This is a genomic window from Bacteriovorax sp. As-1, from assembly GCF_058446905.1.
In genome coordinates this window covers 1,627,587-1,644,795 of record NZ_CP184341.1, presented here as the reverse complement: position 1 = coordinate 1,644,795, position 17,209 = coordinate 1,627,587, and the positions used below count along the sequence as shown (strand labels likewise).

General features: G+C 40.0%; 19 protein-coding genes and 2 tRNA genes. 10 read left to right on the top strand and 11 right to left on the bottom strand.

The genetic code is table 11. The features are described from left to right. Positions 1-37 precede the first annotated feature (37 nt). Entirely contained in the window at positions 38-1,042 is a 1,005-nt protein-coding gene (locus tag ACN20O_RS08385) for an alpha/beta fold hydrolase (protein ID WP_491638960.1), read from the bottom strand. 116 nt (positions 1,043-1,158) lie between these two features. Here ACN20O_RS08385 and ACN20O_RS08380 point away from each other — a divergent pair, with 116 nt between their 5' ends. Beyond that, complete coding sequence (locus tag ACN20O_RS08380) at positions 1,159-1,845, top strand: YjjG family noncanonical pyrimidine nucleotidase (protein ID WP_491638958.1); 687 nt, start codon at positions 1,159-1,161, stop codon at positions 1,843-1,845. Position 1,846: 1 nt separating this feature from the next. Next, positions 1,847-2,569, top strand: a complete 723-nt coding sequence (locus tag ACN20O_RS08375; protein WP_491638956.1) for a sulfite exporter TauE/SafE family protein — start codon at positions 1,847-1,849, stop codon at positions 2,567-2,569. A 2-nt stretch (positions 2,570-2,571) separates the two neighbouring features. On the opposite strand, the gene ACN20O_RS08370 is transcribed toward ACN20O_RS08375, so the two are convergent. Then, on the bottom strand, positions 2,572-3,051 hold the full coding sequence (locus ACN20O_RS08370) for a nucleoside deaminase (RefSeq protein WP_491638954.1): 480 nt from the start codon (positions 3,049-3,051) through the stop codon (positions 2,572-2,574). Next, positions 3,044-3,673, bottom strand: coding sequence for a hypothetical protein (locus tag ACN20O_RS08365; protein WP_491638952.1), 630 nt, complete (start codon positions 3,671-3,673; stop codon positions 3,044-3,046). Before ACN20O_RS08365 ends, ACN20O_RS08370 begins: the two co-directional genes overlap by 8 nt. A gap of 260 nt (positions 3,674-3,933) precedes the next feature. Here ACN20O_RS08365 and ACN20O_RS08360 point away from each other — a divergent pair, with 260 nt between their 5' ends. Both ACN20O_RS08360 and pstS read left to right on the top strand, forming a co-directional pair. Continuing rightward, the gene (locus tag ACN20O_RS08360; protein ID WP_491638950.1) at positions 3,934-4,989 is read left to right on the top strand and encodes a porin; all 1,056 of its coding nucleotides are present in this window, start codon (positions 3,934-3,936) and stop codon (positions 4,987-4,989) included. A 144-nt stretch (positions 4,990-5,133) separates the two neighbouring features. After that, complete coding sequence (pstS, locus tag ACN20O_RS08355) at positions 5,134-6,126, top strand: phosphate ABC transporter substrate-binding protein PstS (protein WP_491638948.1); 993 nt, start codon at positions 5,134-5,136, stop codon at positions 6,124-6,126. 41 nt (positions 6,127-6,167) lie between these two features. Here the strand turns inward: pstS and ACN20O_RS08350 are convergent, their stop codons facing one another. Continuing rightward, positions 6,168-6,908 (bottom strand): sulfite exporter TauE/SafE family protein, encoded by a 741-nt coding sequence (locus ACN20O_RS08350; protein WP_491638946.1) that lies wholly within the window; start codon positions 6,906-6,908, stop codon positions 6,168-6,170. 75 nt (positions 6,909-6,983) lie between these two features. On the opposite strand from ACN20O_RS08350, the gene ACN20O_RS08345 reads away from it, so the two are divergent. The 6 genes from ACN20O_RS08345 (at position 6,984) to ACN20O_RS08320 (ending at position 12,760) form a co-directional block, all read left to right on the top strand. Then, the gene (locus tag ACN20O_RS08345; RefSeq protein WP_491638944.1) at positions 6,984-7,898 is read left to right on the top strand and encodes an AAA family ATPase; all 915 of its coding nucleotides are present in this window, start codon (positions 6,984-6,986) and stop codon (positions 7,896-7,898) included. A gap of 3 nt (positions 7,899-7,901) precedes the next feature. Beyond that, positions 7,902-8,819 carry a DUF58 domain-containing protein gene (locus ACN20O_RS08340; protein WP_491638942.1) on the top strand — a complete coding sequence of 306 codons (918 nt, stop codon included), beginning with the start codon at positions 7,902-7,904 and terminating at the stop codon, positions 8,817-8,819. Then, the gene (locus tag ACN20O_RS08335) at positions 8,812-10,668 is read left to right on the top strand and encodes a transglutaminase TgpA family protein (protein WP_491638940.1); all 1,857 of its coding nucleotides are present in this window, start codon (positions 8,812-8,814) and stop codon (positions 10,666-10,668) included. Before ACN20O_RS08340 ends, ACN20O_RS08335 begins: the two co-directional genes overlap by 8 nt. 38 nt (positions 10,669-10,706) lie before the next feature. Next, a complete protein-coding gene (locus tag ACN20O_RS08330; RefSeq protein WP_491638938.1) occupies positions 10,707-12,029 on the top strand; it encodes a DEAD/DEAH box helicase in 1,323 nt (440 codons plus the stop codon). Between the two features lie 171 nt (positions 12,030-12,200). Beyond that, positions 12,201-12,515: an RNA-binding regulator gene (rbp, locus tag ACN20O_RS08325; RefSeq protein ID WP_102241852.1), complete on the top strand. Its 315-nt coding sequence runs from the start codon at positions 12,201-12,203 to the stop codon at positions 12,513-12,515. A 71-nt stretch (positions 12,516-12,586) separates the two neighbouring features. Beyond that, positions 12,587-12,760: a zinc ribbon domain-containing protein gene (locus tag ACN20O_RS08320; protein WP_491638936.1), complete on the top strand. Its 174-nt coding sequence runs from the start codon at positions 12,587-12,589 to the stop codon at positions 12,758-12,760. On the opposite strand, the gene ACN20O_RS08315 is transcribed toward ACN20O_RS08320, so the two are convergent. The 7 genes from ACN20O_RS08315 to ACN20O_RS08285 all read right to left on the bottom strand — a co-directional run bounded on the left by ACN20O_RS08315 (position 12,761) and on the right by ACN20O_RS08285 (position 17,175). Then, the gene (locus tag ACN20O_RS08315; RefSeq protein ID WP_491638934.1) at positions 12,761-13,018 is read right to left on the bottom strand and encodes an RNA recognition motif domain-containing protein; all 258 of its coding nucleotides are present in this window, start codon (positions 13,016-13,018) and stop codon (positions 12,761-12,763) included. It abuts the gene before it with no gap. Between the two features lie 205 nt (positions 13,019-13,223). Continuing rightward, on the bottom strand, positions 13,224-14,309 hold the full coding sequence (locus tag ACN20O_RS08310; protein WP_491638932.1) for an OmpA family protein: 1,086 nt from the start codon (positions 14,307-14,309) through the stop codon (positions 13,224-13,226). 107 nt (positions 14,310-14,416) lie between these two features. After that, positions 14,417-15,049: a response regulator transcription factor gene (locus ACN20O_RS08305; RefSeq protein ID WP_491638930.1), complete on the bottom strand. Its 633-nt coding sequence runs from the start codon at positions 15,047-15,049 to the stop codon at positions 14,417-14,419. 149 nt (positions 15,050-15,198) lie between these two features. Then, positions 15,199-16,086 carry a tetratricopeptide repeat protein gene (locus tag ACN20O_RS08300; RefSeq protein ID WP_491638928.1) on the bottom strand — a complete coding sequence of 296 codons (888 nt, stop codon included), beginning with the start codon at positions 16,084-16,086 and terminating at the stop codon, positions 15,199-15,201. Between the two features lie 76 nt (positions 16,087-16,162). Continuing rightward, the gene (locus tag ACN20O_RS08295; RefSeq protein WP_491638926.1) at positions 16,163-16,549 is read right to left on the bottom strand and encodes a hypothetical protein; all 387 of its coding nucleotides are present in this window, start codon (positions 16,547-16,549) and stop codon (positions 16,163-16,165) included. A 428-nt stretch (positions 16,550-16,977) separates the two neighbouring features. Next, positions 16,978-17,054: transfer RNA gene (locus ACN20O_RS08290), tRNA-Arg, on the bottom strand. A 29-nt stretch (positions 17,055-17,083) separates the two neighbouring features. Next, positions 17,084-17,175 (bottom strand) — tRNA-Ser (locus tag ACN20O_RS08285). Positions 17,176-17,209 lie beyond the last annotated feature (34 nt).

The following is a 17,209-nucleotide window of genomic DNA, read 5'->3' as shown; positions in this document are numbered from 1 at the left end:
AGGGCATCTTAGTAAATTAACGGGCCTTGTGTCAAGGCTATAACTCCGGAACAAAGAGTTTCATGAAGCCAGAAAAATCCTCGACGAATGGCACATGTCCAAGGCCTTTCATCGAAATGAGCTTTCCTTGTGGAATCATTTTAGCCACTTCTGGCCCAAGCTTCGGATAGTTACCCATAATTTTCTGGATTTCTGGTGACGCCCATGCTTTCCCAATGGCCGTTTTATCTCTATCGCCATTGATTAAAGTCGTTTTCATCTTCAGTTTTTTGAATTCATATACTACGGGCTGTGTATAAATTAATTCTGCAGTCAGGGCCGCATTTCTTGCCACAAGTGCATGGTCTGGTCCCTTGGTCCAACCAACCGCCGGAACAATCATCGGTTCATATTCCGTTTTCCAGTTTCCATCGTAGTAGGCTGCTTTTTGATAATCGCGGATCTTGTCTTCGTTATTTTTTAGTTCGCCAGCATAAAGTTCATCCACTGTCTTGTATGGAGCTAGCAATTTGTAATCTTCAAGTCCAATTGGGTTAACGAGCACAAGTTTTTTCACTTTTTCTGGATACATCAGAGCGTATCTTGTCGCCAGCATTCCCCCCATTGAGTGACCAACAAGAGTGAATTCCTGCGCGCCTAATTGTTTTAAGAGATCATCTGTTAAGCGTGCTAGCAATTGGAAGGAATACTGAAAATGTTCTGGCTTTGATGATTTTCCAAAACCGATTTGATCAGGAACGATAACGCGAAATCCCTTACTAACCAGTTCCTTTACGATTGGCTCAAAGTAAAACCCACCGAAGTTTTTCCCATGAAACATCACCACGGTTTTTTTCACCTCAGTGCCCGGTTTGATATCCATATAACTCATCTGTAATTTCTGTCCTTGTGTTTCTAAGGCATAAGAACTTACAGGAAAAGGGTAGTTATACCCACTTAAAACAGCATCGAAGCCTGTTAGTGATTTTTCTGCAGTCACAACTTTTTTCGTTGCACACGATGCAAGTAGAGCAAGAGATAATAAACAAATAATCTTCTTCATAAACTCCTCAGGGTTAAGTTTTTATGGCATAATCATTATGAGGGCAGACATTTTCCTGTCAATGAAATATGATGTTCATGCCATTAGGCACTTTTTTGTAGTTGGAGTTTTCTCTCATGAAATACAATCTTTTTCTCTTTGATCTCGACGACACACTTCTTGATTTTCAAGCTTCAGAAAAATTGTGTTTTACTCAGACATTTATTCACTTCGGAGTAAAAGATCTTTTGGAAGAGACTCATAAAACGTACAAAACAGAAAACAATCTTTTGTGGAAACAACTTGAAAGAGGTGAAGTTGATAAAGATTTCTTAAAGGTTGAACGCTTCAAAAGAACTCTTGATATTCATAAAATTAAAATTCCTCCACATGACATGTCGGAGTTTTACCTTGAACAACTTCCCAAGCACGTTGTTTTAATCGATGGTGCCGTCGACGTTTTAAAGCATGTTAAACAATTCGGTGAAGTAGGAATCATCACCAATGGCATTGAGTACACTCAAAGAGAGAGAATTAAAAACTCTGATTTAAAAGACTACATCGACTTTATTGCCGTGTCTGAAGAGTGCGGATTTGCAAAACCAGATGTTCGTTTTTTTGAATTTGCGGCCAACAGGTCTAAGAATTTTGCCAAGGATTCAACAATTATTATCGGCGATCGTTTTGATGCAGATATCGTTGGCGCTATCAATTTTGGGATTGATTCACTTTGGTTTAACCAACATAAAGAACCAAATATATCTGACTTAAAGCCAACATTCGAAGCCCACTCATTAGCACAAGTTAAAAAAATACTAAGTTAATATGGAAACACACGACTGGATTATTGCTTTTAGTGCTTTTGTCTCGGAAATTCTTGGCACTATAAGTGGTTTTGGTTCATCGACATTTTTTGTTCCGCTTGCCACTTTTTTTGAAAGTTTAAAACTAGTTCTGGCCATCACATCAATACTCCACTGCTTTGGAAACATCTCTAAACTTTATCTTTTTAAGAGGGAGATCAACTTAAAAAGTTTTATCCGCTACGCTCTTCCATCTATTGCGTTGACTGGAATTGGTGCGACAATGGCCATCTATTTCTCCAGCTCATGGTTGGAAAAGGCCCTCGGTCTATTTCTCGTTATTTTTGCTACCTTTAAATTCTTTTCAAAAGAAATCACCAAACCATTTTCTACAAAAACATCCTTCTCACTTTTAGGGCTTTCGGGATTTTTAACCGGCCTCATCGGCACAGGGGGGGCGATTCGAGGAATTGTTTTAAGTAACATGGCCATTTCCAAAGACACCTTCGTTGCCTTGTCTGCCTTTATTGATTTCGGTGGTGATTTACTTAGAGCAATTTTATATATCAGCAATGGTTTTATGGATTGGTCACAATGGTTCTACATTCCCCTGATGATGATCGCAGCTTTTTTAGGGTCTTTTATTGGAAAAAGAATCCTCTCAAAAATCAATCAGAAGCAATTTGAAAAAATTGTGAGCTTTTTCATCCTGATTAGCGGACTGACAATGTTGTTTGGAAAATAATTCTAAAATTTGTAACTAGTGCGCTTCTCTTTAAAAAAAGTCGAAAGAAGTTTTGAGCACTCGAAATGACGAAGACCACCCATCACCGGAAAGCTGTGATTAAGTTTTTGATCTTTATAAAAGTTATAATTCAAACTCAAGGCCCCACCTTTTGTATCATAGGCTCCAAAATAGAGATGACTGATACGCGCTTGAACAAGGGCACTCAAGCACATAGGACAAGGTTCAAGTGTGACATAAATCGAGCAGTTTAATAAACGCCAATTGTTTAATTTTTTTGCAGCTTCTGTAATCGCCAGGATCTCTGCGTGCCCGCATGGATTATTCACTTTCTCTTTTTGGTTGTGAGCTCGCGAAATGATCGTGCCCTCTGAATCAACAATCACTGCCCCTATAGGGACTTCGTCTTCACGATAAGCTTTATGAGCTTCTTTCAAAGCTTCATCCATTAGCCATAAATGATCATTAGTATTCTTAGACATGAGCAAACTTCATCTTACGCTTATTATTTTTCTGCTTTTTCCACAAACGTTCCAGGTGAATGTAGCGTTTCTTATTACTCTTACTATCAAACTTGAATTGAACACCATAGATGATAGGGCGCCCGATTACATCACGCCTTTTACTCATCACGACTCCGCGAAGTAATACGTTATCCTCATCAGGTGCTGCATTGATAACAATTTCTTCACCAAGTTTCAACTCAGAGAAACTGGCCACACATCCGGCCTGGCGTCGTAGATCCGTTAAGCGAGCTGCAAATTCATTTTCACCTGACTTAATAGAGATCTTTAAATCGTCTCTGTATCTAAAGTCATATTCCCACCAACTCACAACAGGGTAGTAAATAGGAGAGGAAAGAAGATACATCTTAAAGACAAGAATCAGTGTCGAAATAAGATAAAGAATACCAATGTGTTCATTGTCTAAAATGAAAAACTGCTCATAGATTTTATAGAGCAGATAAAAAAAGAGCAGAGCGGAAAATGACCAATAGGTATAATAACGATGCTTGATTGTGCTGTAGTAAGGCTTAGCGAGCCATAAGAAAAAAAGCAATCTAATGAAGAGACGAAATTTTGGAGTGGCCACGATTTCTGTCATTATGGCCAAGTGAATAAGAAAGAAAAATGACCGCATCAAAAACTTGATTGTTTTAGTTTCATATCTAAAATTAAGTTCGATTGATTCCATTTACTTTCTATTCTTCTTTAAATTAAGAAACATTCTTACATCTTTATTATGTAGTGATTTCCAACTTTTTTAAAGAATCTTAACAAAAAATTGATACACAAAGCAGATAAAGTCTGAGTAAACTGCTTCCATACATTTTTTCTTATCAACAACTCATACAAGGATGAACAATGAAAAAAATGCTAACTCTTGCTGCAATCGCTGCAGTATCAACAAGCGCACACGCGTTTGATTACAAATTTGGTCTTGAAGGACGTTCGGACTTCATTAGCTCAACTTCAAAAACAGAAGTAGGTGCTACTACTACAAAGACTAAGTACATGGGCTTCCAGTCAAACCTTATCCGTTTAAGCTTAACTGGTAACATCAACGAGAACCTAACTTATAAGTTCCGTTACAGATTCAACAAAACTGAAGCTACGAACACAACAAGAGACAACTCTACAAAGAGTCTTGATCACCTTTACGTAGACCACAAGAACTCACTTTTCACAACTCGTTTTGGTAAAACAAACTGGGCTGAAGCTTACGGACGTGAGTCTTTCCTTTCTTCAACTGATCTATTAATCACTTCTGCAGCTTATGACCAATACAACACAAACATTGGTACATACCGTTTTGGTGTTTCTGGAACATACACTTTCCTAGATACAAACAAAATCACACTTGCTATCTCTAACCCAAACCCTGAGTTAACAGATACAGCTGCAGCTACAGCAACTAACGAAAAGAAGAACACATCTCTAGCTTACGCTATTCACTACTCTTCAGTTCTTTTCGACAAAGCTTTCCAACCAACTCTTTCTTACACAACTGCTAAGCAAGATAACGATGTAAAATCTGCAAAAAACACAATGATGGCAGCTGGTTTCAGAACTGAAGCTATCGCGAACCTAATCGTTGATGCTGACTGGAAGCAGTTCAAAGCAGAATCACAAACAAATGGTGGAGTTGATACAAAAACTTCTTCAATCTTCGCTAACGTTGCTTACAACATCAATGAGTGGTCTCCATTCGTTCAGTACATCAACGATAAAGTAAAAGGTGCTGCAAACTCTGAGTACAAGAAAAACTCAATTGCTGGTGGTGTTATGTGGAAACCATTCGCAGACACTAACTTCCGTTACCACCTAGCTTACACAAACGCTAACAAGAAGTTTGATGTAGCTGCTAACGGAAAAGTAAAAGACAACATCATTACTTTCGGTATCAAAGCTGACCTATAGTCTCTAACTAAGTTTCGCTTACATACGGGGCCCGGAAACGGGCCCTTTTTATTTTCACCTAACCAAATCCTAACAATACAAAATCTCAAAATTCCCATATAAAATACTCATAATGTTGTTTCTAACAAAACGAGTGAGGTTTTTGTGTTAAAAAATTTGCTTATGTTTCTTGCGCTTACTATTTCTCTTAACGTTTCTGCTGCTCAGAAGGTTAACGGTGCGGGTGCTACATTCCCTTATCCAATTTACTCAAAATGGTTCTCTGAGTACCAAAAAATCAACAAAGATGTTGAGTTCAATTACCAATCAATCGGAAGCGGAGGAGGAATTAAACAAGTCCTGGCGCAGACTGTAGATTTCGGTGCAACTGATGCTCCAATGACTGACGAAGAACTAAAATCAGCAAAAATGCCAATCAGACATATCCCAACTGTACTTGGTGCTGTTGTTGTTGCTTACAATGTTAAGGGCGTTCAAGCTGGTCTTCGCCTTGATGGTGAGACACTGGCAAAAATCTTCCTTGGTGAAATCACTAAGTGGAACGATGCTGCTATCGTAAAACTAAACCCAAAAGCTAAACTTCCAGCAACAGACATTCTAGTTGTGAGAAGATCAGATGGATCAGGAACAACGGCTGTATTCACAGAATATCTTGCTGCAGTATCAGCTGATTTTAAAACTAAAGTTGGTGCTGGTAAAAACGTTAACTGGCCAGCTGGTATCGGAGCGAAAGGTAACGAAGGTGTGAGCGCAATGGTTTCTCAAACTGACGGAGCTATCGGATACACTGAATTAGCTTACGCTATCAACACTCAACTAAACACAGCTTCTATGAAAAACGCAAAAGGGGAATTCATTGTTCCATCTGTTGCTTCAATCACAGATGCAGCTTCTTCTGTTAAGAAGTTTGATGGTGACCTTAGAATGTCAATCATCAATGCTGACGCTAAAGGGGCTTACCCAATTTCTTCTTTCACATACATCCTTCTTCCAGAAAACGCTGCTTCTGCTCCAGTAAAAGCAGTGAGAGCTTTCCTTGGTTGGGCACTGAAAGACGGACAAAAGTTCGCAAGCGAACTTCACTATGCTCCACTTCCAAAGAAAATGAGCGAGTCACTTCTTAAATCTCTTAAGTAATCTGACTTCATACCTGCCCGGCTTCTCTCGGGCAGGTTTTTTTAGCCTTCAAACCAAATCAATTTCACCATTAACAAGACAACAATAAAAAAGAGCATGGGACGAACGATCTTTGAAGCGGCCTTCGTGGCATAGCTAGCTCCAATATAAGATCCAAAAGACATTCCTGTGGCCATAATGAGTCCTTCTTTCCAATGAACAAAACCATTCATTGAATAAGTCACTAATGCTGTTCCAGCAGAAAAAGTATTGGCAAGTTTTGAAATCGCAATCGCCGTCAGCATTGGATAACCTGTTCCAAGAAACAAGCTTAGAAACATAAACGTTCCACCACCTGGCCCAAAGAAACCGTCATAAAAACCACTGGCAATCGCACTAAAAAAAAACAAACCCGGATGAGGCTTGGTAAAATTCTCACGCTCTTTAAAAAACTTTTCTTTGTTGTACACGATCCAAAGAATAACCGGACACATAAAGATCATCAGGAAACGGAAAAACTCTTTTGAAGCATACGGCGCAAGAGAACTTCCTAAAAATGAACCAAAGGCACAGACCAAACAAAAGGCGAGCCCTTCCTTCCATTTTAAGTGACCTTTGCGTGCGTAGACAAAAAGCGCAACAGCAGCACCAACAGTACCAAGTATTTTATTTGTTCCGATAGCATGAGGGCCTGGCGAAATCGCAATTGAAAGCGTCGGAAGTGAAATCAGCCCACCTCCACCAACGACCGAGTCAATTAATCCAGTAAGAAGCCCCATCAGAGGTAATAAATAGTTTTCCATCTGCTCAATCTAAATTGATAAATTCTATTTTTCAATTAGCATTATAGTTGGCCCTCAAAAAAAATCGAGTATCACATGAATAATGCTATCCAAGATTTCCTGGCTTCGGCCGAACACTCTATTTTAGGAAAACAAACAGAAACGAAGCTCGCTCTTTGTTGTTTTCTATCACATGGACACCTTCTGATTGAAGACGTTCCGGGAATGGGGAAGACCACATTTGCCAAAACGCTGGCAAAACTCCTCGATCTCTCTTTTGCCCGCATTCAGTTTACTAATGATCTTATGCCCTCTGATTTAGTCGGCATTCAGATTTTTGATGCCAAAGAAGGGAAGTTCAACCTCATTCACGGACCGATATTTCATCAGTTCATCCTCGCCGATGAACTCAACCGTGGAACTCCAAAAACTCAAAGTGCTTTACTAGAGGCCATGGAAGAAAGACAAGTCACTCTTGATGGCGACACCATCAATCTCCCTCATCCATTTTTTGTAGTCGCAACTCAAAACCCACGCTCGCAAATTGGAACTCATCATCTTCCGGAATCGCAGCTGGATCGTTTTATGATGAAAATCAAAATTGGTTATCCGGATGCAAAATCAGAAAAGCAGATTATTTCCAGCGATACTCACACTGAAAGCTATCACAAGCTGAAGCCCGCGATTAATTCATCTGCTTTGGCTGATCTCTACGAGGCTGTAAAAAACGTTAAAGTAAGCGACAAACTTTTAGATTATGTTCTAAGACTTCTGGATCAATCACGAAATAGCAATTCATTTCAGGGATTAAGCCCGAGGGCCGGAAAAGACATCATTAAAGCGGCTAAGGCCTGGGCACTTATTAATGGCAGAGACTATGTTCTTCCCGATGATGTGCAGATCGTCCTTCCATCTGTTGTGTCTCATAGGCTTGCTCCTTTTCAAAATCAATCCTTTGATCAAGACTTGGAGCTTGCTCAAATGTTGATTAAAGCAACCAAGGTGGACTAAAAAATGTTTCGTTCCCTGCGAAGCTTTTTTTACAACCGAGCAGCGAATTCAGGTCGCAAGCATCCACTTTACATTATTCCAACTTTTGATGGACTCAAAGTCATTGCTTTAAATATTACCTTGCTAGTTATTGGTCTGGTTTACGCCAATAACTATGTTCTTCTCTTTAACTTTGTTCTCTTTTGTTTATTTCTCGGCTCGATGTTTTACACTCACTTCAATCTTTCCGGAATTAAGCTCGAATCAGTTCAACTTCCTTCTTTCCATGTCGGGGAAGACAACAACGCCATTCTTCATTTCTCTTCGAGCAATGCTCAAGGGCATTATTTTATCCGTCCCTATTTTAAAAGTTCATTGGTAAAATTAAATAATTTCAAAGAAACATTCCCCATAAAAGCAAACGAAACAACGGTTGTTAAAACTTCTTTAAGAGGTGTAAAAAGAGGACAAGATACGATTAAGTCCATTTACATCGAAACATTGTTTCCTTTTAACTTTTTTCGTTGTTTTACCTTTTTTAATATCAATCAAGATCTTTTCATTTTTCCCGAAAGGGCCAATCTTCGCATCCACGAGGAACTTGAAGTCACAGATTCAAAGAAAGAAGATGGTGATGATTTTTATCTAAGAGATTATGTGCTTGGAGATTCTTTAAAAAGAGTCGATTGGAAAAAGCTGGCCCAAACTAATAAGTGGTACACTAGACAATTTCAAGCGCACATACCTAGCCCTATCATGCTAATTCTGGATAAAACCCCGGTAGAAGACACTCTTAAGTCTATTAGTTTTTCCATTCATAATCTTCATCAACAAAATATCAAATATGGATTGAAACTAGGGGATAGTGTTCTTATTGCTCCTGAGAATTCACCAAGACACTTAACTCAATGCCTGCGTGAACTGGCGAGATACCATGCTTAAGTTCATTACCATCGGCATTATTATCACCAACATGCTTCTGCTCAATGATGATGTTCCCGTAAATATCATGGGCATAACTTTTGCGAGTTTGATTCTTTCCCTGTTTATCACTCATCAAACAGTCCGCACGACGATTAAGATCATACTGCTTGCTCTTTCAATGCTTCTTTTAAGGTTGCACTTTAAAACATTGCTCGTGACCGAGTGTGGGGTTTCTTTTGTACTTATTTTGTCTGCACTGAAGTTTTGGGAACTCAATGAAGAACGCGATCACTTCAACATGTTTCTTATTCTCTGCCTGGCCGAATGCTCGGTCTTTCTTTTAAATCCAACCTTCCTGGTATTTGCTTTTGGCATTGTGAAGATGATGTTCTATTTCTATTACATTTTGAAAATGAGAAACTACGATATCTCTCTTTTAAATCCAAAGAGACTCATCCTTCTGGCAGCACCTTCTATTGCTCTTTCACTGCTGTTTTTTTATACATTTCCTCGTTTCACTCAAGGGTTCATTAACACCAGTGATATGCAATATATTATCTCTGGCGCCAGCTCTCGCTTTGATTTCAAACAGCTCGGTCCAATCAGCCTTTCTTCAGAGCAGGCCTTTAAGGCCTATGGCCTTGAAGACAGTAAGCTTCCCTTTAAAATTCTTTACTGGAGAACAGCCGTCCTTTGGCAGCTTTCAGGGCAGGAGTGGAGTGCGGCCAACAGCAACCTTAAAAAACCAGAACAGACTTTAATAAATGCTCCACTGAAGTACCGAGTGGAAGTCTTTGATCGATTTAAAGAATACCTCCCGGTTCTAGATGGCACGGCAAATGTTGAAAGCGCTAATCTTCCTTTTGTTTCTTACAGTGATGGAAGTTTTAAGCTGAGAACCATTTCCAGAGGTGAGCTTACTTACATCGCAACCGGAAACTACCAAACAAGAATTCAGGATGCCTCGCCACTTATGTTGAGAAAGGGCCTGCGCCTAAAATCCCCAAGAAAAGATGAAGTTTACAAAAGTTATTTCAAGGAAGAGGAAAAACAACCAACTGATGAAGAAAAACTTAAAGAGCTAATTAGCATTTTTAAGAACCGCGGGTTTCAATACAGCACGACACCCGAAAGTTACTCATCTGTTGAAGACTTCCTACTGAAAGGATCAAATGGGTATTGCAGCCACTTTTCTGCAGCCTTTGTTTACCTTGCCCGGCTAAGAGAACTTCCAGCTCGAATCGTCACCGGATATCTCGGTGGAGAATTTAATCCCTACGACAACTCCGTTATCGTTAAAGAGCTCGATGCCCATGCGTGGGTAGAAGTTTATTTGGCAGAAAAAGGCTGGGTGAAAGTTGACCCCACATCGCTTGTGGCCCCAGAAAGAATCACTATGAGCACTGAAGAGTTTAATAAAAAACTCAATCCGTACATTACGATCTTTAATATAAAAATTGACCGCAGCCTTTTTGATTCTGCAACTATGAACAACTTGGCCCTTTGGCTTGATTCTTTGAACTCGCGCTTTAATACAAAGATTTTTAATTTTGACCGCGACACACAGCTGGCCGTCCTTCGCGCCCTCACTCCGGGCAATCTTCCTGTTGGGTTTATCTTTGCATTTACATTGATTCTTTTCCTGCTCATTTTCTGGCTGATTTTTTATTTATATGGAAAGAAAAGGCTTCATCCGGCCCAAAAGCGCTACCTGAGGTTTCTGAGAAAGATGCAATCTTATGGACTCCATAAAGATGAGTGTGAAACTATTTCTATGTTCAAGGAAAGGTGCCTGGCCCATATTCCTGAGCAATCTCAGTTCATTAGCGATGAAGTAAACCTATACATTACAGCCTTTTATAAATAGTTTGCTTCTTTCACTTAATAAATGTAAGTTGCCCCCAGATGAATCAAGACCTACCTAAGACATTTTCAGAACTAAATCTTATTGACCCTTTAAAACAAGCCTTAAGTGAAGCCGGATACAACACCCCGACACCGATACAAGCACAAGCAATTCCATCGCTTCTGCAGGGAAAAGACCTGTTAGGTTGTGCTCAGACAGGAACTGGTAAAACTGCTGCCTTTGCTCTTCCCATCCTTCACCGCTTGGTTGAATCCAATAAAAAACCAACTCCACGTCACGCTAGAGTTTTAGTGTTGACTCCAACAAGAGAGTTGGCGATTCAAGTTCACGAAAGTTTTGTGACTTATGGAAAAAATCTCAAATTAAAATATGCCGTCATCTTTGGTGGTGTTGGCCAACAACCTCAAGTCAAGTCACTTGCTCACGGGGTTGATGTCCTGGTGGCCACTCCAGGTCGCTTATTAGATTTAATTAACCAAGGTTTTTTAAAGCTTAATGCCCTGGAAGTTTTTGTTTTGGATGAAGCGGATCGCATGCTTGATATGGGATTCATTCATGACATTAAAAAAGTCCTGAAAATTCTTCCACCAAAAAGACATAACTTATTTTTCTCAGCAACAATGCCGCCTGAGATTGAAAAACTTGCTAACTCTATCTTGGTTAATCCAACAAGGGTTGAAGTCACACCAGTTTCATCAACAGCTGAACTTATTGCTCAAAAAGTTATGTACGTTGACCGCGAAAATAAGCGCCCACTTCTAAAACATATCTTGGATGATAAAGCTCTGAAGCGAGTAATCGTTTTCTCTCGCACCAAACATGGCGCGAATAGAATTTCAGAATACCTGGCCAAAAATGGCATCCTGAGTGAAGCCATTCATGGAAACAAATCACAAACGGCCAGACAAAAAGCGCTTGAAAATTTCCGCACTGGAAAAATCCGCGTACTCATTGCCACAGACATTGCCGCTCGCGGAATTGATATCGATGAGATCACTCATGTCATCAATTTTGATTTGCCAAACGTCAGTGAAGACTATGTCCATAGAATTGGAAGAACTGCTCGCGCTGGCGCTAGTGGTGAAGCTATTTCATTTTGCGATGCCGATGAAAAGGCCTTCCTAAAATCCATTGAAAAACTTATTGGCAAGACTATTGAGGTGGTCGCAGAGCAACCTTTCCATTCGGACAACGTTGTCAGTGCCAAGCTTCTTTCTCACGGTAAGGCGAAAGCATTAATCGATGCAGAAAATACGCTAAAACCTGATCGTTCTCGACATAAAGGCGGCCGTTTCCATAGGGGAGGAAGAAACTCTGCACCCAAAAAGGAACATGGACACAAACAAGGAAGTAAAACTTAGAACTTAAGATCCTCACGATTACCTTAATTTTTATATGGTAATATGATTTGTAATAGATTTATTAAAAGTGCTCTGCTAGGGTGCTATCAGAATAATGTTCGTCGCATTTAGATTAGTGGTCAGTGTTTATCGCCCTCTCTTTAGCGGCTCCCAACCTTAAGGAGGTTTATAATGGGTAGAAAACTTTACGTCGGAAATCTTCCGTACACAACAAACGATGCCATTCTTAGACAAAAGTTCGAAGAAGTTGGAACAGTTGATTCTTCAAAAGTAATCACAGACCGTGAAACTGGAAGAAGCAAAGGTTTCGGATTCATCGAGATGTCTTCAGATGAAGAAGCTGAAGAGGCAATCAACAAATTCCACGGGAAAGAATTTGAAGGTCGTCCAATGACTGTTAGCGAAGCTAAGCCAATGACTCCAAACGAGAACCGTGGTGGATCACGTGGTGGTTTCGGTGGCGGCGGAAGAAACAACCGTTACTAATTCCAAAAAAATGTAGGGTCATCGAAAGATGGCCCTTTTTTTTGTCTGATTTTCTGATTACGATCTTGGGCATGGAAATAAAATGCCACTTTTGTTTTGAAACAATCCCCTTAGAAATTTACCGCGAAGAAGGCGACAAACAAGACTTTATTGTAGATTGCGAAGTCTGTTGTCACCCATTACATATCACTGCTGAATGGAATGAAGAGGAAGAAGATTTTGACTTTGAAGTCGACGCTGGCTGATTAATGCAGAAGAGATTTTTTCGCTTCTACAACGCTGATTGAGTGTCCATTAAAAAAAGATCCATTCAAATTAATAATGGCCTTCTCTGCCTCCTCGGGCGATTCCATTTCAACAAAGCCAAATCCCATTGATAAATTTGTTTCTCTATCCTTGATGATTTTGGCAGAACAGACATGTCCATATTTAGAAAATTTTTCAGTCAGGACTTCATTGCCAATATTATTTGGTAAATTTCCGACATAAATCTTTTGTGACATAAAATGCTCCCGTGTTTTCAAAAAACCAAGAAGTTCAAAAAGACTCAAGTCGACTCTAAGGCCCTTGTTTCATCATTTCAAGTTGCGATTGTGTAATTATTTTAAAATTAAAGTTGCGTGAAGAAATGCGGGCAGCAATCTTGAATAATACGCGACTGCTTGCAAGAGCACTAACCGGGTCACACATGCAAACCGGTTAGTAAATTTAAAGCTGAATAACAAATTCTATACGGCGATTGGCTGCACGTCCTTCTGCTGAGTTATTGCTTGCCACTGGATCGCTTTCACCACGGCCGACAGTTTCAATTCGACTTGAACGCACACCTCTAAAGACCAACTCATCTCTCACCGCCATCGCGCGTTTACTTGATAAGGCAATGTTATTAGCTGGTAGACCAACATTGTCGGTGTAGCCTTCCAAACGCGCAGTAGCTTTAGGGTGATTTTTCATAACGGTCACAATCTGATCAAGTTCCTTATTGGCCCCTGCACTTACGGAAATTGTTCCCGTTTTAAAAGTTAGGTTCTCAAACTTGAAACGTTTCACCACACCGGGCGAAGCTCCGTTCATAAAAGTTGAAAGGGTGTTAATGGGTTGAATATTTTCACGACTGGCAATGGCGGGCATCGCTGGCATTGACGCGCTCACTGTCTGCTCAGTAGAAGTTCGAGTCGAACTATACCACCAAAAAAGTCCTACAATCAGCAAGACCCCTAAAACGATTTTTGACCACACATTATCTTTATCTGATGATTTGGGTAAGACCTGGGCAGAGGAGAAGGCAGAGAGGCCAGGAAGCCCTGCTGGAATCAAATTAATGAGCGAGTTTTTCTGCTGACCTAAAAAATTCATTAAAGCAGTTGGTGTCATATGATCAGTTTTAATTTTTGAACTAATCGCTCCCATAACCATTGGCGCTGCCATGCCAAGCATTTTACTTAAACTAGCGGCATTCATTCCCGTCGTCGTTCCCAATTTGATCAAGACGCCATTGAGATTATTGCCAAAAATTTTATTCACGACTTCGTTGCCTTCGCGGATCTCTGTGGGGTCTGTCGCGACATCGGCAACAGCCGTCTGATGATTGGCCATATCGACTAAAGTCTCTGCTCCTTCTTTAGTTGAACCTTTGTTGATGATTCCCATTAAGAGAGTTGGAATGGCCGACTTTAACCCGACACGTGTCTGTTCTACCGGCTGATTAATTTCTTTGCTGATTTTTTGAAGAATATCTGGGGAGAAAAAACTCTGAGAGACATTTAATAGGCTATCGCCCGCAATTGCCACCATATACTTCCTCCTTGGTAGTAGTCACTCTGAGGAAATAAATGCAAATTTAAAGCCTATAAAAACCAGACCGATTAAAGCTGAAGTAAAAAAGACAATTGCTATGCTTCTTATGCCGCTTTATTAAAATGAACGACCTTGTCTTTCTTTAAAATTTTCTTACTCTGTGTATTCAAGTCACTAATCTGCTTTACGATATTAGTGATTCTCACTAAAGCATTCTCTGCTTTTTCGAGTTGTGTATAATCCGCACGTCTATTTGCCTTGCGAATATGATTTAAGGCGATAAATAGAGGATTATTAATTTCATGATTAAGTGTGGTGATGACTTCATTAATAACTTCCAATTTGTTTTTCGCTTTCTGCTGTTCATGAAGTCTTTTAAGAGTGATTTGTGTTTTTACTCTGGCTGCAACTGTTTCAATCGTAATCGGTTTAGTAATATAATCATTGCACCCCTGATCTAAGGCATAAACGATTTTTTCGGTTTCGTTCATTGATGTAACCATAATCACCGGAAGCTCAGAGGGCAAGTATAACTCTCTTATTTCCACCAATACATCTAAACCAGTCATGCCCGGCATATTCCAGTCTAAAAGAACTAGATCGTAAGTATTCTTTTTAATCAATTCAAGAACTTTTTCGCCGCTAAGGACGTGGTCAACATTGTATCCAAAACCATTCAAACCCAGCACGATATGGTCTACAATATCCTGGTCGTCATCCACTAATAAAATGTTCATTCTCACATCCTTGTTACCCCCAACTGTTCGGGCCCCACTAAAGGAGAAATGAGAGAAATTCCATTCTTAATATTAAATTATGGTTGTCGAGGTTTTGACTTAACTAATACTGGATTTTTTTCCCGGTATTTTTCCAGCAGCCGATACCGTTAATTCAGTAACTGGATTTTAGCCAATTCTCCCTGGCGGGATAAGCAGCTGGCCTTCTGTTGCAAGTAAGATGGTTTAGGCGAAAGATCATAGGCCTTTTGATAATTCGAACAACTATCTGTGTAATTTTGTCTGGCTTCCTGGATGATCCCCAGGTTGTAATAGATGTCACTTCGTGGACCTTTTTCTAAAAGTCCCGACAAATAATGAAAAGCGCTGTCGTACTCTTTGTTATCAACAAATTTCTCAAGGGCATCCATATCATCTTCATCGTCTTCAATCTTAAGTGAAACGTATTTTAGTTCAGGAGTTATTTTCTTCAATACTTCCCGGGCCATATTAAGGTTCAATTTTTCCATCGCGTCCGCGGTTACATAAGTGTCCTGCAAACTTATTGCTTCGGCCTTCTCATCATGACCTAGAATAAAATTAAAAACTGGTCTTAAACTTTTAGAGCTCGGGTCTTTAGGCATCTCTTTTTCCGAAGAAGCATCTCCACTCCCAGAGAAGCTAAATGTCCTTTCAACTTTTTTATCACTGCTTCTAACAGTCAATACTCCCGAGCCTTCCACAATCATAGAAACACTTCTGTATTTTTTCCCATCTCTTTCAGAAGTAGATGAATAACTTTCTCTCGCATCTCTTTTAATCCCCTCAAAAGAAAGCTCATAGAATTTCTTATCGCCAGCACTCGCCAATTTAAGCCATCCATCTTCTGCAATGCTTTTTTCTAAGCCTGTAACAAAGCTGTTTTTTTCCGGATAGATGATTTTAACGAGTGTGTTTTTTGCTAGTGCAAATTCCCCGGCTGAACGGTATTTAACAGGAACATAAGTCGAGCATGAGGTAAAAAATAGGAGAGAGCTTAAGATAAATAATGTTTTCATGCTTGTATATTATCGGCCCTTTCAACTTAAACAAAGCTGCCAGTAAAAGAAGCGGACACTGTCCGCGTACATCAAATTAAAGTGTTGTTTTCGCTATAACTGTTAAAGATAGATTTTCTCTTCCATCACTCTCGTGCTGAGTAATTGTCGCTGTTTTATTTTCTTTAGAAATGATTTGTGCTTTTGATAGGGTAGTTCTTTCTCCACTCTTGCCGATCGTTCCGATGGTAAAATTCATCAACACCGCATTTTTCATATTCGTAGCTTTTGTCGCCACAACATCAATAAAAGTTTCTGTTTCATTTGTTTTTTGAATAATAGAGGCTATTTCTCCCTCCTTAGTCATCACTCTTGGAGAGGCTACATGTTTTCCATTAAGAAAAAGGTCAAACTTCAGATCGTAATGAGTTGATGCCATTGCCGAATTGATGATCAACAGAAAAGTTAATCCCAAAACTTTCATATTCCCTCCAGTAGTAGAAAAATTATTCCACATTTACAGAACTATTGGGAAAAAGTTTACAATTCTTGACCTCGGCCTGACTTAGCTAACAAGCCCAGATGCTAAACTTCTTGTAACAACTCCCAGATGGCCTCAATCACCATCCACTTCCAAGGCCCCTGCCACCCCCCAGTCAGTGCAATCGACTAATCCTCTCCCTCGAGCCGCGCCCCCCAGGCGCGCTCCTCTCTAAAAAGCCTCTCTTTTGAATGAGCGCAATCGGCACTTGCCCGAAAAAATGCGCCAGCATTTTTACCCCGCAAGCGAAGCAATCAAAAAGATGAAACACGGAATTCAAGAGATCGGGCAAGCGAACTCGTAGGTTCGACTCCTTCACAGGATTTTTTAAAAATGTAAGGCTGAAAATATTTTAGAAGTTATCTAGAAAATGGCGCAATCGGCAGGAGTCGAACCTGCGACCACTTGATTCGTAGTCAAGTACTCTATCCAGCTGAGCTACGACTGCGCATAGGAAAAATATTTTAAAGATCAAAGTGGCGGAGACGGTGAGATTCGAACTCACGGTACCCCTTGCGGGGTACGACGCCTTAGCAAGGCGCTGGATTAGACCACTCTCCCACGTCTCCATCAAAAGTATCATCTAAATTTTTCGGGGGATCG